Below are 14689 nucleotides of genomic sequence, written 5' to 3' on the forward strand. Positions count from 1 at the left end.
CTCCGGCGGGGAGGGTGTCGCTGTAGCCGCCCGAGCCGACGGGGACCTCGGCGGCCACGGCCGCCGGAGGGGCGGAGGCCACGCCCGCGGCGCAGACCAGGGCCGTGGCGGCGGCCAGGACGCCCATGCGCGGGGACCGCGCGCGCCGTGCTGTCGTCGGTCCGTTGGGGGGATGGTGGGGGGACGGTCGACTCCATGGGTGCCGCATACTGCGCCTTTCACTCGCTTCCGCGGTAGAGCGCCCGCCCTCGGCAGGCGGGAGCGCTCCCAGGCGTGAGCCTTGGTAAATGAGTGTTCAGTCCTGGTTGTAGGAGCGCAATGCCAGGAAAGTGGAAAGTATCCTTTCTGTTACCGGCGGTGTTCATGAGGGTTACAGGGGAACCCCGTCCCAGGTCGGCCGCGCGTCCGCTCCGGGGCGGAGCGGTCCCGGGCGAAGCGGGACGGGGACGCGGGCCGGTTCCCCGTCACGCGGAACCGGGGCTGTGGACAACCGCTCGACCGTCCCCCGGCTCTGGTACCAAGGGACGTATGGCCACACCCACCCCTGACAGCACCGTTCCCACCACCGCGTCCGACGGCGCGCTGCGCGAGCGCGCCGAGGCGCACCTGCGCGCCCTGGCCGGGGACTCCGCCCGGCTGCGCGAGGACCAGTGGACCGCCATCCACGCCCTGGCCGCCGAGCACCGCAGAGCCCTCGTCGTCCAGCGCACCGGATGGGGAAAGTCGGCGGTGTACTTCGTGGCCACCGCCCTGCGGCGCGCCGAGGGGGCGGGCCCCACCGTCATCGTCTCCCCGCTGCTGGCGCTGATGCGCAACCAGATCGCCGCGGCCGAGCGCGCGGGCATCCACGCGCGCACCATCAACAGCTCCAACACCACCGACTGGGAGAACGCCTACGCCGACGTGGCCGCGGGCCGGGTCGACGTCCTGCTGGTCAGCCCCGAGCGCCTCAACAACCCCGAGTTCCGCGACCGGGTCCTGCCCGAGCTGGCCGCGGGCGCAGGCCTGGTCGTCATCGACGAGGCCCACTGCGTCTCCGACTGGGGGCACGACTTCCGCCCCGACTACCGGCGCATCCGCTCCCTGCTGCACGACCTGCCCGAGGGGGTTCCGGTGCTGGCCACCACCGCCACCGCCAACGAGCGCGTCACCCGCGACGTGGCCGAGCAGCTCCAGGCGGGCGGCGAGCGCGCGGACACCCTGGTCCTGCGCGGTTCCCTGGAGCGCGAGAGCCTGCGCCTGGCCGTCGTCCGGCTGCCCGACCCCACCGCCCGGCTCAGCTGGCTGGCCGAGCACCTGCCCAAGATCCAGGGCTCGGGCATCGTCTACGCGCTCACCGTCAGCGCCGCCCAGGAGACCGCCCGCTTCCTCGCCCAGCAGGGCATGGAGGTGCGCGCCTACACCGGCCAGACCGACCCCGACGAGCGCCGCGAGGCCGAGGACGACCTGCTCGCCAACCGGGTCAAGGCGCTGGTCGCCACCAGCGCGCTGGGCATGGGCTTCGACAAGCCCGACCTGGGCTTCGTCGTCCACCTGGGCGCCCCCCAGTCCCCGATCTCCTACTACCAGCAGGTGGGCCGCGCCGGGCGCGGTGTACAGCGGGCCGAGGCGGTCCTGCTGCCCGGCCGCGAGGACACCCGCATCTGGGAGTACTTCGCCGGACTGTCCTTCCCGCCCGAGCAGACCGTGCGCCAGACCCTGGACGCGCTCGCCGAGGCGGGCGGACCGCTGTCCGTCGCGCACCTGGAGACCCGGGTGGACCTGCGCCGCACCCGCCTGGAGCAGATGCTCAAGGTGCTGGACGTGGACGGGGCCGTGCGCCGGGTGCGGGGCGGCTGGGAGGCCACCGGCCGGCCGTGGACCTACGACGCCGAGCGGTACGCGGCCGTCAGCCGGGCGCGCGAGCGCGAGCAGCGCGCCATGCTCGACTACCTCGACCTGGACACCTGCCGGATGGAGTTCCTGCGCCGCCAGCTGGACGACCCCGAGGCCGCGCCCTGCGGACGCTGCGACGTGTGCACGGGCGAGTACTGGCCCGCGGACGTGGACTCCACCCGGCGCGAGGCCGCGGCCGAGCACCTGGACCGGCCCGGCACGCCCATCGCGCCCCGGCGCCAGTGGCCGACCGGGATGTCCGCCCTGGGCGTGGACCTGTCCGGCAGGATCGCCGAGGAGCTGCGGGCGGGGGAGGGCCGCGCCCTGGGCCGCCTCACCGACATCGGCTGGGGCAACGAGCTGCGCCGCGTCCTGGCCGCCGACGCCCCCGACGCGCCCGTGGACGAGCGCGTGCTCCAGGGCGTGGTGCGTGTCCTGGCCGACTGGAACTGGGACCAGCGCCCCGTCGGCGTGGTGGCGATGCCCTCGCTCACCCGTCCCAGGATGATCACCGACCTGGCCGAGCGGCTGTCCCGGCTCGGGCGGCTGACGCACGTGGGGACGCTGGGGTACCGCACCGAGCGGGGCACCGGGCCGCGCAGGCACAACAGCGCCATGCGCCTGGAACAGGTCCACGCCGCCCTGGTGGCGGGGGAGGAGCTCACCGAGCGGATGGCGCGGCTACAGGAGCACACCCCCGGGCCGGTGCTGCTGGTCGACGACGTCACCGACACCGGCTGGAGCCTGACCGTGGGCGCCGCCCTGCTCCGCGGGGCCGGGGCGCCCCAGGTGCTGCCGCTCACCCTGGCCACCGCAGGAGGATGAGCGGCGGCCGGGCGGGAGTTCCGGCGGGAGCCCCGCGGGGGCGTTCCGCCGCGGGCGGGCGCGTCCACCGCCCGCGCCGGACCCCGTGCCGTAGGGCTTTCAGGGGCACCGAACCCGGCGAAGGGAGATCCGGTCCGCGCGGGCGGGCGTCCGGGCTCGGCCCTTCGGGGCCGGGCCGCTGGGCTCAGCGGATGCGCTGGCCGCGCGGTGCGCCGCGGCGCACCGGCTGGCCCTCGCCCAGGTCCGGGCGGGCGCCCGGCTGGTGCAGGGCGCGCGCCGCCAGGCGGTGCGCCCGGCCCAGCGCCTCCTTGGGATGGCGGCCGAGCAGCCACGCGGGCAGGAAACCGGCGATGAAGGCGTCACCGGCACCCACCGAACCCGGGGACGGGTCCACCGGCTCGGCCGGCGCGGTCACGCAGTCGTCGCGGGTCTTGGACGCCCACAGGCCGCCCTGCTCGCCGAGCTTGAGCACCACGTTGGGGTACCACGCGGTCAGCACCTTGGCGGCGGCCTCGGGCTCGTCCCGGCCGGTCAGCACCCGGGCCTGGTCGACGTTGGCGAACAGCAGGCGCGCGCCCTGCGTCCAGTCCAGGAAGTTCTCCGCGCCCGCGCGCTCCAGCGGCGCGTGCGAACCGCCGTCCACCGAGATCGACATCCCGCTGTCGCGGGCCATCCGCAGCGCCACCCGGGCGGCGCGCCGGGAGTCGTCGTTGATGAGGGTGTAGCCCGACACGTGCAGGTGCCCGTCCGGGCCGAACACGTCGCGGGGCAGGTCCTCGGGCTGCAGACGGGCGTTGGCGCCCGGGTCGCTCAGCATCGTCCGGTCGCCCCGGTGCGTGATCATCACCACGCAGGTGCCGGTGGGCCGCTCCGGGTCCATCACCATCCGCGAGTCCAGGCCGTAGCCCATGAGTTCCATCTCACGGGTGCGCCCGGTGATGTCGGAGCCGCGGCGGCCGACGAACGTGGTGTCGGTGCCCTCCACGGCCAGCCACGAGGCGATGTTCGCCCCCGACCCGCCGCCGTACATGATCACGGACGCCGGAGTGTCGCTGCCGCGGGCCAACGGGTGGAACGCGCGCGCGACGGCGTCGGTCATCAGGTCACCGATCACGACCACTCGTGTCATTTCGCCAGCCACCACCGAGGGTTATCAGAATCCGTGCTCGCACGACGTTAACAGGTCAACCGTCAGCGGCGTGTAACGAAGTGACAGCACCCCGGCCACACCGCCTCCGGACACCCCCGCGGAGCCGCGAACGCCCACGGGGCGGCCGATCCGGTCCGCGGACGGGGCACCGGCCCCGACCCGCGCCTCCGCGATCGGGGGACACACCGTACGCGGTCCCGAGCGGGGTTTTCGCGCGGCCCGCACGGACTTTCCCCGGATTCGGCCGTTTGTCGTCTAGTCTCGCAGTCGTGCAGTCCTACCCGAACCACTGGGAAGCCGACGTCGTCCTGACCGACGGAGGCACCGCGCACCTGCGCCCCATCACCCCCGAAGACGCCGACCTGCTCCGCGAGTTCCACTCCCGTCTCTCCCCGGAGACGATCTACTACCGGTTCTTCGCGCCCTACCCCAGGCTCTCCGACCGCGACGTCAAACGCTTCACCACCGTCGACTACGAGGACCGCGTGGCACTGGTCGCCACCATCTCCGACTCCCTCGTCTCCGTGGTGCGCTACGACAAGGTGGCGCCGGAGGAGGCGGAGGTCGCCTTCGTGGTGGAGGACGCCCACCAGGGCCGCGGCCTGGCCTCGGTCATGCTGGAGCACATCGGCGCGGCCGCGCGCGAACGCGGGATGCGCCGCTTCATCGCCGACGTGCTGCCCGAGAACCGGCGCATGATCAACGTCTTCCGCGAGGCCGGGTACACCGCCCAGCAGACCTTCGACGAGGGCGTCATCCGCCTCACCCTGGACCTCCAGCCCACCGACGACTCCACCGAGGTCATGCGGGCCCGCGAGCAGCGCGCCGAGTCGCGCTCCATCGCCCGCCTGCTCTTCCCGAACTCGGTCGCGGTCATCGGCGCCAGCCGCACCGCGCACACCATCGGCCAGACCGCCCTGCGCAACCTCCTGGGCGGGGAGTTCCAGGGCCCGGTCTACCCGGTCCACCCCGAGGCCAAGGCGGTCGTGGGCGTGCGCGCCTACCCCTCGGTCCTGGACATCCCCGACCAGGTCGACCTCGCCGTCGTGGCGGTGCGCGCCGACATGGTCGTCGACGTGGTCGAGCAGTGCGCGGACAAGGGCGTGCACGGCCTGGTCGTGGTCAGCTCCGGGTTCGGCGAGACCGGACCCGAGGGCCGCGCCCGCCAGGACGAGCTGGTGCGCACCGCCCGCGCGGCCGGGATGCGCGTGGTGGGCCCCAACTGCCTGGGCATCGCCAACACCGACCCCGAGATCTCGCTCAACGCCACCCTGTCCCCGGACCTGCCGCCCTCGGGCACGATCGGGTTCTTCTCCCAGTCCGGCGCCCTGGGCCGGGCCATCCTCCAGCGCGTGGCCGAGCGCGGCATGGGCCTGTCCACCTTCGTCTCGGCGGGCAACCGCGCCGACGTGTCCGGCAACGACCTCATGCAGTACTGGCAGGAGGACCCGGCCACGGAGGTGGTGCTCCAGTACCTGGAGTCGCTGGGCAACCCGCGCAAGTTCACCCGCCTGGCCCGGCGACTGGCCAAGCAGAAGCCGGTCGTGGCGGTGCGCAGCGGCGGCTCGGCGCGGACCACCCCCACCGGCCACGCCGCGGGCGGGCTCTCCCTGCCCGACTACGCGGTCACCTCGCTGTTCCAGCAGGCCGGAGTGGTGCGGGTGGACGACATCACGCAGATGTTCGACGCCGCCCAGGTGTTCGCCTACCAGCCCCTGCCCCAGGGGCCCCGCGTGGGCATCATCGGCAACTCCGACTCCCTGGAGCTGCTGGTCAAGGACGCGGCCGTCCGCCAGGGGCTCAAGCCGCACGACCCGGTCAACCTCGGCCCCCAGGCCACCGCGGAGGACTTCGACCGCGCCCTGGAGACGGCCCTGGCCGCCGAGGACGTGCACTCGGTGGTGGTCGTGTTCGTCCCCGCGCTGCACCCCATCTCCGACGACGTCGCCCGCGTGCTGCGGGCCCGCTCCCTGGACTCGACCAAGCCCGTCGTCACCACCTACCTGGCCCGTCAGGGGATCCCCGAGGAGCTGCGCCGCGTCGGAGACCGGGGCCAGACCCTGCGCGGCTCGGTGCCCTCCTACCCCTCGCCCGAGGACGCCGTGCGCGCCCTGGCCTACGCCACCCGCTACGCCCAGTGGCGCGACCGCAAACCCGGACGCCACCCCGAGCTGCCCGACATCGACGGGGCCCGGGCCCGCGCCACCATCGTCCGCGCGCTCAAGAACGCCACTCCCTCGGCGGAGGAGATCGCCTGGTTCGGCGGCGAGCGCCGCTACGACGAGGAGACGGCGATCTCCGGCGAGGACGCCCGCGACCTGCTGGCCTGCTACGGCATCGCCGCCTACCCCGACATCCCGGTGACGTCGGAGGAGGAGGCCGTGGTGGCCGCGGGCCAGCTGGGCTACCCGGCGGTGGTCAAGGCCGACTCACCGGACCTGCGCCTGCGCGCGGGCGGCACCTTCGTCCGCGCCGACCTGCGCACCCCCGACGACGTGCGCAGCGCCTTCGCGGCCCTGCACGACCGCTTCGGCGACGAGGCCTCGCTGGTCGTGCAGCGCATGGTGGCCCCCGGGGTGCCCACGGTCATCCGGGCGGGCGACAACCAGTCCTTCGGATCGGTGGTCTCCTTCGGGCTGGCGGACGTGACCGCCGAACTGCTCGACGACCGGGCGTTCCGGCTGGCGCCGCTCACCGACATGGACGCCGCCGACCTCATCCACGCCGTGCGGGCCGCCCCGCTGCTGTTCGGACTGCCCGCCGGTGCGACCTCGCTCGCCGAGCAGCCCAACGTGGAGGCTCTGGAGGAACTCCTCGTCCGGGTCTCCCGCCTGGTGGAGGCCTTCCCCGAGATCGGCTACATCGACCTGGACCCGGTCCTGGTCAACGCCACCGGCGCCCACGTGCTGGGCGCGCGCGTCTGGCTCCGTGAGGCCCCCGACGTGCGGCCCGACGCCGGGCCCCGGCGACTGCGCGGGGTGACGTTCTGATCATGGGGTGGGCATCCCGTTTCACGTCCCGGTCGCGAAGTGTCACGGGAAAGGGGCAGGATAGGAGTATGAGGAAAACACGCGCCGTGTCCACGGACTGGCGGACGGAGATCGAGCGCAGCGGGTACTACCCCGCGCTCGTGATCGACGCCGTCGCCACCGCCCTGGGGAGCGAGGGCGCCGAGGCGTTCATCGTGCACCACGAGGCGACCTTCGACCCGGCCATGGAGATGCGGCGGCACATCACGGTGATGCTGCTGACCGCGACCCGCCTCGTGGTGTGCCACACCGACGAGCACCCGCCCACCGAGCCCGGCGGCACCTCGCACGCCTCCACCACCACCGACAGCATCCAGTTGGGCAACATCCAGTCGGTCGCCCTGACCCGCGTGGTGCCCAACCCCGCCCAGTACACGCCGGGCAGCATGCCCAGCGAGCTGGTGCTGAGCGTCAACCTGTCCGTGAACTGGGGCGCGATCGCCCACATCGACCTCGAACCGGCCGCCTGCGCCGACGAGGAGTGCGAACTCGACCACGGGTACACCGGCGCGATCACCGCCGAGCCCCTCACCCTGAGGGTCAGCGAGGCCGCGGACGGCGCCGGGGCGGTGTCGGCCATGATGCACTTCGCCGACGCCCTGTCCGAGGCGACCACCCGCCCCTGAGGCCACCGGAGCCGCGGAGGGCCCCGACCGCCCCGGCGGCAGGGACCCTCCCACACGCGGTGTCCGCTCCGGGCGGCCCACGGCGGGGGCGGACCGGGGAGGCGACCCGTCACGCCGCACACGCGGCCACCCGTGAGCGGGACTTAACAAGCGGGGTGTACACGGACATGGTGTCCTGAGGGTCCGGTTGTCTAGGGTGGGACCGGCCTCGTGCACCACGTCACAGAGCCGGGCGCGTCCGGCCACGAGCCGGGCGCGCACGCGCGCCGCGACAGGCACGCGCGCGTTCCCCCTCTCCAGCACCCGCGAGTACGGACCCTGAGAAAGGCCCGCCTGCGATGACGCAGCACCCCTCCCCGACCCCCTCGGACGACACGCCCCTGGTACGCCTGGCCGTCGAGCGCTCCATCGCCACGGTCACCCTCGACTCCCCCCGCAACCGCAACGCCCTGTCCGCGGGGCTGCGCGCGCAGCTGTCCGCGGCCCTGGCCGCGGCGGTGGCCGACGACGAGGTACGCGCCATCGTGCTCACCGGCACCGGCCCGGTGTTCTGCGCCGGAGCCGACCTGAAGGAGGTCGGCGCGGCCCTGCGGGGCGCCCCGGCCGAACCGGCGCCCGAGCTCCCCGAGATCTTCGAGCAGATCATGGGCGCCCCCAAACCGGTGGTCGCCGTGCTCAACGGCGCAGCCCGCGCCGGGGGCATCGGACTGGTGGCCGCCGCCGACATCGCCCTGGCGCCCAAGAGCGCCACGTTCGCCTTCACCGAGGTGCGCATCGGCGTGGTCCCCGCGATCATCTCCGTCCCGGTGTCCGCGCGGATGCACTCGCGCCAGCTCAGCCGCTACTTCCTCACCGGCGAGCTGTTCGACGCCTCCGCCGCCGCCAAGGCCGGCCTCCTCACCCAGGCCGTCCCCGACCGCGACATGCCGCACGCCGTGGACGCGATCCTGCAGGGACTGCGGGGTTCGGCGCCGCGTGCGCTCTCGCGCACCAAGGAACTCCTGGGCGAACTGGGAGCGGGCGCGCTCGCGACCCCGGACCGGCGCACCGAGGCCTTCGCCCGGATGGGCGAGCTGTCCGCCGAGTTCTTCGCCGGCGAGGACGCCGCCGAGGGCCGCGCCGCCTTCTTCGACAAGCGCGCGCCCCGCTGGGCCAGGTGACCCCGGCCGCGGCGCCCCGCCCGGGCCGCCGCGGCCGCACACCCGTGCCACCCTGGTGCGTCCGCTCCCGGACGCGGGCCACAATGGTCGGGTGAGCTACTCCGGAGATACCAGGGTCGGCGGCCCCGCCGACCTGCGACGACTACCGCACCTGACCATCACCAAGCTGGCCGTCGGCCCGATGGACAACAACGCCTACCTGCTGCGCTGCCAGGGCACCGGCGAGGCCGTCCTCATCGACGCCGCGGCCGAGCCCGACCGCATCCTGGAGCTGATCGGCGAGGAGGGCCTGGCACGGGTGGTCACCACCCACCGCCACCAGGACCACTGGCAGGCCCTCGCCGAGGTCGTGGGCCAGACCGGGGCACGCACGGTCGCCCATCCCGACGACGGCGACGAACTCCCCGTCTCCGTGGACGAGCCCGTCGTGCACGGGTCGCGCGTCCCGGTCGGGGAGTGCCACCTCACCGTCATCCACCTGCGCGGGCACACCCCCGGGTCGATCGCCCTGCGCTACGACGACCCCGAGGGCCACACCCACCTGTTCACGGGTGACTCCCTCTTCCCGGGAGGCGTCGGCCGCACCTGGTCCGACGACGACTTCCGCGTCCTGTTCGCGGACGTGGAGGAGCGCGTGTTCGGGGCGCTGGCCGACGACACCTGGGTCTACCCCGGGCACGGACGCGACACCACCCTGGGCGCCGAGCGTCCGCACCTGGGGGAGTGGCGCGAGCGCGGCTGGTAGCGGCCTCAGGCGCCGAAGCAGCAGAACCCCGTCCGCCCGAGGTGGACCGCCACCGCCTCGGGCGCGGGGACGCCCGCGGCGAGCGCGCGGTGGAACAGCCGCATGGCCCCGGCGGTCCCCGCGTCCCGGACGGGGACGGGGCTGGCCACCACCGTGCGGACCCCGGCCGCGAGCAGCGCGCCGGTGAACCCGAGCGGAGCCCCGGCGCGGTCCGCGAAGCCCCGGCCGCTCCAGCAGGTCGACAGCACCACCGTGTCCGGGGCCTCGGCCAGCCCGGCCAGGTCGCAGGCGAGCAGCGGCCCGTCGCCCAGGCCGACCGAGGCGAGCATGGGCGAGCGGCCGGGGACCCGCCCGTGCCCCGCCAGGTGGACCAGGTCGGCCCGGCCGAGGGAGGCCAGGACGTCGGAGCGCAGGGCCCGGTCGGCACGGAGCACGCGCGCCCCCGGGTACACGTCGGCCAGCGCGGCGACCTCGCGCGCCGCCCCGTCCGGTTCGGGAGCCGCCACCAGCAGCACCCGCTCCGGCGGGCGGGGCACGGGTACCCCGGAGCGGGTCCGGTCCAGCCAGAACCCGGCGCCGGGCACCAGGTTCAGCGGACGGCCCCGCAGCGCGGGGAGCATGCCCCAGGGGGGATCGCCGAGGTAGGAGTCGCCGGCCACGACCAGCGGAAGGTCGCCGACCAGCGCCAGCAGCGGTTCGAGGAGGACACGTGCGACGTCCTCGGCCGCCTCCCGCGCCTCGCAGCCGTCCTGTGCGAACGCCACCGGGTGGACGAACCGGGCCATCGCACGGGCCACCCGCGGGAGCGGCCCCAGGACGCGGGCGTGGACCCGTCCGGCCGCGGCCACGAGCGCGACGGCCTTCCCTTCCGCCCGCGTGTACCGCACGAAGGCCCGGTCGCCCAGCCGCTCCAGCAGCGCGCCCGCCACGGGCGCGGGTGCGGGGGCGCGGCGCGCGCCCGGGGTCTGGTGGTGCGCCTGCCAGCGGGCCGACTCCAGGCGCCGGGCCAGGACGTGCGGGTCGCGGCCGCGGACCAGCGCCGCACGGTAGCGGTCGGCCAGCGAGGCCGTCGCGGGTGTGCGTACGCCGGGACCGGGGACGTGGGGCGCGGCCCAGGTCCGGGCCAGTTCCGCCCACTCCAGGGCGGTGGCCGCCTCTCCGGCGCGCAGGGCGCTCTCCAGGCCCGCGCGGACGACGTGGGGATCGCTCACCGCGCCCGCCAACCAGGGACCCGGCGCGAGGCGGGCGTGCGCGTCCAGGGTGTCCAGGGCCACGTGGGCGGCGCCCTTCCCCGACGGTCGCGGCGCGGCCAGGGGCGCGCGGACGGCCAGGGCGGTCCTGGCCCGGGCCACGGGGGAGGTCGTCCGGCCCTCGCGCAGCGCCATCCTCTCCAGGCGGGTGGCCAGCCGGTACCACAGCGAGCCCGTACCGAAGGAGTGCCGCACCCGGCGGGTGAGCTCGACCGTGTGGCGGTGGTCGCCCCGCAGCAGCCGCAGCTTGGCCTCCACCAGCAGGGCGTTGGCCGACGAACCCCCGGCCCAGGGGCCGTCCGCGAGCGCCGTGGCCGCCTCCTCCACCAGGCCCTCGGCCAGCAGCGCCTCGGCCAGGTCCACGTGCAGCGCCTCACGGCGTTCGGAGGGCAGCCGGTCGGTCAGGCCGTGGAAGGTGGCGATGGCCGCGGGGGCGTCGCCCCGGTAGAGGCTGAGGCAGCCCAGGTTCTGGTCGATGACCAGGCCCATCAGCGGCAGACGGCGCTCCCGTGCCAGGGACCGGGCCTCGCGCAGGTGTTCCTCGGCCTGCGGGAAGCGGCCGCACAGCGTCTGCGCCAGTCCCAGGTTGAGCAGGACGCCGGGCATCACCGTCGCGGACTCGGCCACCGGGTGGCCGAGCAGGCGCCGATGGGCCTCGTCCAGCAGGGCCGCGGTCTGCTCGAACATGCCGCCCTGCGCCAGCCGCACTCCGTGGCTCACGCGGGCGAGCAGGGACCTGCCGGACCGCAGCGCGTGGTGGTCCGGGCAGGCGGCGGAGAGGGGGGACTCGGGGGAGAGGAGGGAGGGCTGGGCGCGCAGGGACACGTCCGGTGCCTTTCACCGAGGGGGCTGGCCGCACACAGTGATAGCAGCGCGGGGAGGGCGCGCGGGAGGGGCCGCGTCCGCCCGTGCGCGACTCGGCTGAGGCGAACCCGGACGAAGCCGGTCGAAGGGCCACCATCAGGAGTCGGTTCGCGTCTGTCTGCAACCCGGGTTCGGCCTTCCCCGTTTCTGTGACGGATGGGATCACCAGCCGGCGGCCCGGTTGCCCGGCGGTCCGCCTGGTCAGACGGTGAACCAGCCGGTCACCACCGGAGGGCGTCCCGCTCTGAGCAGCGACAGGCTGACCGGGCCGCGGGACAGGCCGGACAGCGCGAACCCGCCGTCCTCGCCGATCCGCAGGTCCTCCCCGGAGCCCGGGCGGCGCACGCGCAGGACCGCGTGGTCGTACTCCCCGCTGGCCAGCCCCGACAGCGAGCGCAGCCGACCGTGCGCGTGGACCCGCACGTCCAGGGTGAGGTCGCCGTGCTCGAAGCGCAGGGAGGTGACTATCGGGCCTTCCTCCTCCCCCTCCGCCGAGCGCAGCACCTCGCCCGCCGGAGCCCTCTCCCCGGTCAGGGCCGCCACGTCGGCGCCGTCGTCGCCGCGGTCGAAGGCGGCCAGCGCGGCGGCGCGCCCCGCCAGCGCCCGTGCCGGATCGTCGTGGTCGCTCATGTGGGTTCCTCCAGGAGGCGGCGGAGTCTGCGGAGCATACGGCGGCGCTGGTTCGCGGCGGTCCGGGGGTGGACCTGGTCGTCGGAGGACCCCGGGTCGCACGGGGCCGGGGGCACGGGCAGCCCCGCGGCCCCGTCGAGGTAGCGCAGGGCGGCCCGCCGCTCTCCGGGGTCGGTGAGCCGCCGGATCGCGCGGTGCAGCTCCTCGTGCTCCTCCTTGCGCAGGTACTGCGCCTCGGGACCCGAGTCCTCCGAGAGGGGGTCCCGCCGGGTGAGGCTCCGGGGGTCGACCGGCTGGTCCCGGGCGCTGTGGCGGCGCTGTCGGCCGCAGGCGTCGTGGGCGACCCTGCGCAGCCAGCCGCGGAGCCGCTCGGGGGAGTGCAGGCGGGGCAGCTGCTGGTTGAGGGTGAGCCACACCGTCTGCACCGCGTCCTCCCGGTCCGGGACGGACAGGCGGTAGGAGCGCGCGATCGCGTTCACGACCGGCAGGTGCCGGTCCACGATGGCCTCCCACGCCCTGTGCTCACCCCGGCAGGCGGCCCGTACGAGCTCGGCGTCGCTGGGGGCGGCGGCGTCGGTTTCGCCGGGGTTCCCGTCCGGATTGGGCCCGGCTGTATCACCGCCGGTTGTGGCCGGAACCGGCAAAGGTGGGGGTGCTTCCTCCCCGGAAAAGGTCGAAAGTACGGTTTGAGGAGGTGCCTGGGTGTCATGGATGTCCTCGTGCGACTGGTCTGGCACACCCGCCCCCACTATGATCGGACTCCCGCTCGCCGGGGCTCACGCTAGCTTTTGGGGCTTCCGGAGGTGGGGAGAACGCTGGAAAAAGCAAAGTGAGCGCTGGTTCTCCAGGTGCCCTTGGGGCACAATGGGGCAAAAGCATTCAGGCGGGTATGCAACCTTCTCGTGGTACGAGGGCGTCGGGGAAGCGCACTCGTTCGTATCAGGAGGTTCGGTGTCCGCACGTGGCGTCTTGTACGTCCACTCCGCGCCAGCGGCGCTGTGCCCACACGTCGAGTGGGCGGTCGCGGGCGTCGTTGGAGTACCCGTGAAACTCGACTGGGTCGCCCAACCGGCGGCACCCGGCAACCACCGCGCCGAGCTCAACTGGCAGGGGAAGCCGGGCACCGCGGGCTCGGTGGCCTCGGCGCTGAACGCGTGGCAGCGCCTGCGGTTCGAGGTGACCGAGGAGGGGTCGCCCGGCTGCGACGGCGTGCGCTACAGCTACACGCCCTCCCTCGGTATGTTCACCGCCCTCACCAGCGCGGCGGGCGAGGTCCTCGTGCCCGAGGGCCGGCTGCGCCTGGCCGTGGAGCGGGCTGCGGCCGACGGCACCGACCTGGCCGCCGAGATCGAACGCCTCACCGGCCGCGCCTGGGACGAGGAGCTGGAGCCCTTCCGCTACGCGGGCGACGGCGCCCCGGTGCGCTGGCTCCACGCCGCGGGCTGACCCCTCCCGCCGCGGTCCCGGCCGCGCCCGGGGCGTCGGCCGCCCGCGCCAGAGCGGGGGCGCCGCGTCAGGGCGGCTCCCCCTCGCTGGGCCAGATGGCGGAGGCGAGCAGGACCGCGGCCCAGATGCCCAGCGGCACCAGCGGCCAGTAGGGTACGAGTTCGCCGCCCATCAGGCTGACCACGCCCCACACGCTCGTCAGGATCACCGCCACACCCGTCCACCAGCGCCACTCGTCGCCCCACTCGCCCCAGGGGGCGCCCAGGAGCGACAGGTCGTCCGCGTCGGGGGGTTCGCGGCCGTCCCGGCGGTCGCGTCCGGACCCCGGATCGGCGCGGGCCGACCCGGAGAGGGGGTCCGACAGCGGATCGGCGCCCTGCCGCGCGCCCGGGACCCGGTGCACCGCGGATGGGGACGCCGGCAGGTCCGCGGTCAGCGGGCGCAGGTCGCCGAGCAGCACCGCGCCCAGTGCCAGACCGACCCGGCGGTCGTACTCCTCGTGGTCCAGGCGGCCCTCGACGAACGCGGTGGTGAGGCGGTCCACCGTGAGGTCGCGTTCGGCGTCCGAGGCGCGCATCCGGTGCAGCGGCAGGCGTTCGTCCTCCACTTCCCACCCCCAAGACGCGAGTTGGTGACCACACGATACGCGCCGCACCCGGCGTGGAAAAGGGATACACGGAAAGTGAGTCGCGGCCCCCGGTCCAGCCCCGGGGCGGCTCCCGGAGCGCGTTCTCAGCAGCCCAGCCAGTCGGAGACGGCCCGGCACGCGGCGGGGTCGGCGGCGCCCACCAGCCCGGTGTGCTCGTAGGGCCCCCGGTAGTCGAACGGGCTTCCGTCCAGCCGGGTGACCAGGCCGCCCACCTCCTCCAGGACCAGGGCGGGCGCCGCCACGTCCCAGTCGCGCACCGGCACGTCCTTGACGAACAGGTGCGCGGAACCCTCGGCGACCAGGCACAGCTTCAGCGAGATGCTGCCGCTCTCCAGGTACCCGCCGTAGCCGAAGCGGTCGCCGACCCTGCGGGCGATCCCCTCCGGCCCCGGGGTGTTGTCGGTGAGCACACCCCGTCCCGGCGGGGCGGGCCGCGGGGG

12 protein-coding genes are annotated in these 14689 nt (G+C 74.8%); 6 read left to right on the top strand and 6 right to left on the bottom strand.

Going from position 1 to position 14689, the window contains the following annotated elements:
• Positions 1–528 precede the first annotated feature (528 nt).
• Positions 529–2700, top strand: a complete 2172-nt coding sequence (locus DQW06_RS02455; RefSeq protein WP_013154314.1) for an ATP-dependent DNA helicase RecQ — start codon at positions 529–531, stop codon at positions 2698–2700.
• A 184-nt stretch (positions 2701–2884) separates the two neighbouring features.
• Here DQW06_RS02455 and DQW06_RS02460 read toward each other — a convergent pair whose 3' ends face one another.
• Positions 2885–3820, bottom strand: coding sequence for a carbohydrate kinase family protein (locus tag DQW06_RS02460; RefSeq protein ID WP_019609667.1), 936 nt, complete (start codon positions 3818–3820; stop codon positions 2885–2887).
• 299 nt (positions 3821–4119) lie between these two features.
• Here DQW06_RS02460 and DQW06_RS02465 point away from each other — a divergent pair, with 299 nt between their 5' ends.
• The 4 genes from DQW06_RS02465 to DQW06_RS02480 all read left to right on the top strand — a co-directional run bounded on the left by DQW06_RS02465 (position 4120) and on the right by DQW06_RS02480 (position 9410).
• Positions 4120–6840, top strand: coding sequence for a GNAT family N-acetyltransferase (locus DQW06_RS02465; RefSeq protein ID WP_019609668.1), 2721 nt, complete (start codon positions 4120–4122; stop codon positions 6838–6840).
• A gap of 86 nt (positions 6841–6926) precedes the next feature.
• Positions 6927–7505 carry a DUF5998 family protein gene (locus DQW06_RS02470; RefSeq protein WP_019609669.1) on the top strand — a complete coding sequence of 193 codons (579 nt, stop codon included), beginning with the start codon at positions 6927–6929 and terminating at the stop codon, positions 7503–7505.
• Between the two features lie 338 nt (positions 7506–7843).
• Complete coding sequence (locus DQW06_RS02475; RefSeq protein ID WP_013154310.1) at positions 7844–8665, top strand: enoyl-CoA hydratase-related protein; 822 nt, start codon at positions 7844–7846, stop codon at positions 8663–8665.
• A 91-nt stretch (positions 8666–8756) separates the two neighbouring features.
• A complete protein-coding gene (locus DQW06_RS02480) occupies positions 8757–9410 on the top strand; it encodes an MBL fold metallo-hydrolase (RefSeq protein ID WP_019609671.1) in 654 nt (217 codons plus the stop codon).
• 5 nt (positions 9411–9415) lie between these two features.
• Here DQW06_RS02480 and DQW06_RS02485 read toward each other — a convergent pair whose 3' ends face one another.
• The 3 genes from DQW06_RS02485 to DQW06_RS02495 form a co-directional block, all read right to left on the bottom strand.
• Complete coding sequence (locus DQW06_RS02485; RefSeq protein ID WP_117197884.1) at positions 9416–11485, bottom strand: CHAT domain-containing protein; 2070 nt, start codon at positions 11483–11485, stop codon at positions 9416–9418.
• 240 nt (positions 11486–11725) lie between these two features.
• Complete coding sequence (locus DQW06_RS02490) at positions 11726–12154, bottom strand: hypothetical protein (protein WP_013154307.1); 429 nt, start codon at positions 12152–12154, stop codon at positions 11726–11728.
• Complete coding sequence (locus DQW06_RS02495; protein ID WP_167539500.1) at positions 12151–12798, bottom strand: RNA polymerase sigma factor; 648 nt, start codon at positions 12796–12798, stop codon at positions 12151–12153. The genes DQW06_RS02490 and DQW06_RS02495 overlap by 4 nt, the downstream gene beginning before the upstream one ends.
• 307 nt (positions 12799–13105) lie before the next feature.
• Between DQW06_RS02495 and DQW06_RS02500 the strand changes: the two genes are divergently transcribed.
• Positions 13106–13600 (top strand): DUF3145 domain-containing protein, encoded by a 495-nt coding sequence (locus DQW06_RS02500; protein ID WP_013154305.1) that lies wholly within the window; start codon positions 13106–13108, stop codon positions 13598–13600.
• Positions 13601–13667: 67 nt separating this feature from the next.
• On the opposite strand, the gene DQW06_RS02505 is transcribed toward DQW06_RS02500, so the two are convergent.
• Both DQW06_RS02505 and DQW06_RS02510 read right to left on the bottom strand, forming a co-directional pair.
• A complete protein-coding gene (locus tag DQW06_RS02505; protein WP_117197885.1) occupies positions 13668–14207 on the bottom strand; it encodes a DUF1707 domain-containing protein in 540 nt (179 codons plus the stop codon).
• A gap of 125 nt (positions 14208–14332) precedes the next feature.
• A partial coding sequence (locus DQW06_RS02510; RefSeq protein WP_304598493.1) for an inositol monophosphatase family protein occupies positions 14333–14689 on the bottom strand: 357 nt, incomplete at its 5' end.

The organism is Nocardiopsis sp. TNDT3, assembly GCF_003427465.1.
GTDB classification, from domain to species: Bacteria; Actinomycetota; Actinomycetes; order Streptosporangiales; family Streptosporangiaceae; genus Nocardiopsis; species Nocardiopsis dassonvillei.